The 3,032-nt window shown below is 66.9% G+C and carries 3 protein-coding genes and 1 pseudogene; 3 read left to right on the forward strand and 1 reads right to left on the reverse strand.

All coding sequences use genetic code 11. From position 1 onward, the window contains the following. Together RIF85_RS15435 and RIF85_RS15440 are read left to right on the forward strand one after the other, a co-directional pair. Positions 1-141 (forward strand): annotated as a pseudogene (locus tag RIF85_RS15435) (purine-nucleoside phosphorylase); the annotation flags it as partial. 1 nt (position 142) lies between these two features. After that, entirely contained in the window at positions 143-1,858 is a 1,716-nt protein-coding gene (locus RIF85_RS15440) for a phospho-sugar mutase (protein WP_309072787.1), read from the forward strand. Here the strand turns inward: RIF85_RS15440 and nirD are convergent. Continuing rightward, positions 1,855-2,235, reverse strand: coding sequence for a nitrite reductase small subunit NirD (nirD, locus tag RIF85_RS15445; protein ID WP_309072788.1), 381 nt, complete (start codon positions 2,233-2,235; stop codon positions 1,855-1,857). The genes RIF85_RS15440 and nirD overlap by 4 nt on opposite strands. A 237-nt stretch (positions 2,236-2,472) precedes the next feature. Here nirD and RIF85_RS15450 point away from each other — a divergent pair. Further along, positions 2,473-3,032: FAD-dependent oxidoreductase (locus RIF85_RS15450; protein ID WP_309072789.1), on the forward strand; the 560-nt coding region annotated here is incomplete at its 3' end.

A 3,032-nucleotide genomic window follows, 5' to 3' on the forward strand; every position in this document is an offset into this window, starting at 1 on the left:
GTCTTCGGAATGTCGCTCGTCACCAACCTCGCAGCGGGCATCAGCCCCGTTCCCCTGAGCCACGCGGAGGTCCTCGAAGCCGGGCAGGCGGCAGGACCGCGCATATCCAAACTCCTCGCGGACATCATCGGCAGGCTCTGACATGCAGCTATCCCACACAGACCTCTTCACTTCGGCCCGTGAATGGGCAAGCCGGGACCCTGATCCCGAAACCCGCGCGGAGCTGCAGGACCTGCTGGCCCGCGCCGTGAACGACGACGACGCCGGCCAGCCCGCTGCCCTGCAGCAGCTTGAGGACGCCTTCAGTGGCCCGCTACTTTTCGGAACTGCCGGCTTGCGTGCCGCGCTTGGCCCCGGTCCCAACCGGATGAACCGGGTGGTGGTGCGAAGCGCCGCAGCCGGGGTTGCCGCCCACGCGCTCGAGCTGGCGAAGGGCTCCTACGTGCCGCGCGCCGTCGTCGGCTTTGATGCCCGCCGCAACTCGCGCATCTTCGCTGAGGAGACGGCAGCAATTTTCACCGCTGCGGGCCTCGAAACCTTCCTCATGCCCACCGAACTCCCGACGCCGGTGCTCGCCTACACGGTGCGTGCACTTGAGTGCGAGGTGGGCGTGATGGTTACGGCGAGCCACAACCCGCCCGAGGACAACGGATACAAGGTCTACCTCGGCGGGCGCGCGGTCGAGGCCACCGCCCGGGGTGTTCAGATCGTTGCACCGCATGACGCGCAGATCGCCCAGCACATCACTGCCGCAAAGGACATCCAGCTGGCTCCCGGCTGGAACGTCCTCCCCGAGAGCATCGAAACCGACTACGTCGCCTCCGTCGTCGCCCTGGCGGACCGCGAGGCGTATCCGGCCCGCGACCTCTCGATTGTCCTGACCCCCATGCACGGCGTCGGCGGACGGACGGCCCAGCAGGTACTGGCCTCCGCCGGGTTCGACACGGTGCACGTCGTCAAGGAGCAGGCCGAGCCGGATCCTGCGTTCCCTACCGTTGAGTTTCCGAACCCGGAAGAACCGGGTGCACTCGACCTGGCGCTGGCAGCCGCCGCTGACCAGGACGCCGACCTGGTCCTGGCAAATGACCCCGACGCCGACCGCATGGCCGCCGCTGCGAAAGACCCCGCTACGGGCGAGTGGCGGATGCTGCGCGGTGATGAGACCGGTGCGCTCCTGGGGCTCCACCTCGCGGCCCGGCTGGGTGAGGCCGACAGGCACACGGCCGTGTTCGCCAATTCGGTGGTGTCCTCGCGGCTGCTTGGCAGGATCGCCGAAGCTGCGGGTGTCAGCCACGCCCAGACTCTTACTGGGTTCAAGTGGATCTCACGGGTTCCGAACCTCGCCTACGGGTACGAGGAGGCGCTCGGTTACTGCGTGGCGCCCGAACTGGTGCGCGACAAGGACGGGCTGTCCGCAGCCCTGCTGCTGGCCGAATTCACCGCCGCCTGCAAGGCCGAGGGCAGGACCCTCTTCGACGTGCTCGATGAGCTGGCGCTCGTTCACGGCCTGCACACCAGCGACCAACTGTCGGTGCGGGTAGGCAGTCTCGGCCTGTTGGGCGCGATGATGAACCGCCTGCGTGAGGCACCGCCGTCGTCGTTTGCCGGGTCCGATGTGGTGGTCGCCGAGGATCTGGCCGAGGGCGCCCACCTCCCGCCCACGGACGGGCTGCTCTACCTGACCCGCGACGAGACCCGCGTGATCATCCGCCCCAGCGGCACCGAACCGAAGCTCAAGTGCTACCTCGAGGTCATCGAGCCGGTCGACTCGGCCGCCGAAGTCGGGAACGCAAAAACAACATCGCGGACCAGGCTTGATGCCGTGATCCGCGATGTCGAGGAAGCCCTCGGGCTCTAGACGAGCACTTCCACCGTTCCGTCGATTACCCGCGTCGGGAAGCTCCGAAGAGCCGTCCCTGTTCCCGATGCGGGTTCGCCGGAGTCCAGGTAGTAGACCTCCTTGTGCAGGGGCGAGGTGATGGTGAACCTCTGCCCCTTGGAGCCTACAATTCCGCGTGCCATCACCTGTGAGCCGCTGACCGGATCGCGGTGGGAAACAGCGAACACCGTTGCTGAATCCACCCGGAACAGCGCCACCTGGCGGCCGTGAATGAGCGCGGCTTCGCCCCAGCACAGCTCGAGGTCCTCGAGCCGGCAGATCGGGTACCAGGCGCCGTCGTACGACGCCTCGACCTCAAGGGCGAGGCCGGGAGTGTGTTCGAGTTGCAGAGTCATGCGTCTCTCCGTTCGGTGTGCCGGGTTTGTTGGCCTGCATCCGACGCTACGAACAACGCGTTACACGTTCCTGCCGCGAGTGTTGCGGGCGCGTAAAACGCATCTCACCGAGGGACCGATCGCCGGTGAGCGTGAAGTTAATCTTCGTTTACATAAGGGAAATCACCGGGCAACTGGGCCTCCGTACGCTCGATAACCAAGTGCGGAGAACTACTCCCAGCGCGAAAGGTGCACCTCATGTCCCTCAAGTCAACGCAAGAAGTCCTCGTCATCGGCGGCGGCCCGGCGGCCCACCGCTTCGTCGAAGCCATGGTGTCCCGTGGACTGGACGGTTTCTCCGTCACGGTTCTCACCGAGGAGAGCTGGCTGCCGTATGACCGGGTTGCCCTGAGTCAGGCACTGCTGGCCGACGTCGACCTCACGCTCGGCGAGGCCTCCATGTGGGAGCACCCGGCAGTCACGCTGGCGACCGGCTCGCGGGCAGTAACGCTGGACCGCGAGGCCCGCACCGTGACCACCGAGGCCGGTGATGTCTACCCCTACGACCAACTGGTACTTGCGACCGGTTCCAACGCCGCACGGCTCCCCTTCACCGGCATGGATGCCGCGCATGTCTACCGAACGGTCGACGACGTCCGCACCCTCCGCACGGAGGTCGCCCGCCTCACCGAAGAGTATGGACGCACCATCGACGCCGTCGTCATCGGCGGCGGGCTCCTCGGGCTCGAAGCGGCCGGCGGCATGCAGTCCCTCGGCGCCAAGGCCGCCGTCATCAACGGCGCCCCCTGGCTCATGAA

This window comes from Arthrobacter sp., assembly GCF_031179385.1.
Classification (GTDB): domain Bacteria; phylum Actinomycetota; class Actinomycetes; order Actinomycetales; family Micrococcaceae; genus Arthrobacter_D.

Excerpts from the sequence above, each read along its gene's own strand:
- RIF85_RS15440 (WP_309072787.1), top strand. The coding sequence starts at position 143 with ATGCAGCTATCCCACACAGACCTCTTCACTTCGGCCCGTGAATGGGCA.
- nirD (WP_309072788.1), bottom strand. The coding sequence starts at position 2,235 with ATGACTCTGCAACTCGAACACACTCCCGGCCTCGCCCTTGAGGTCGAG.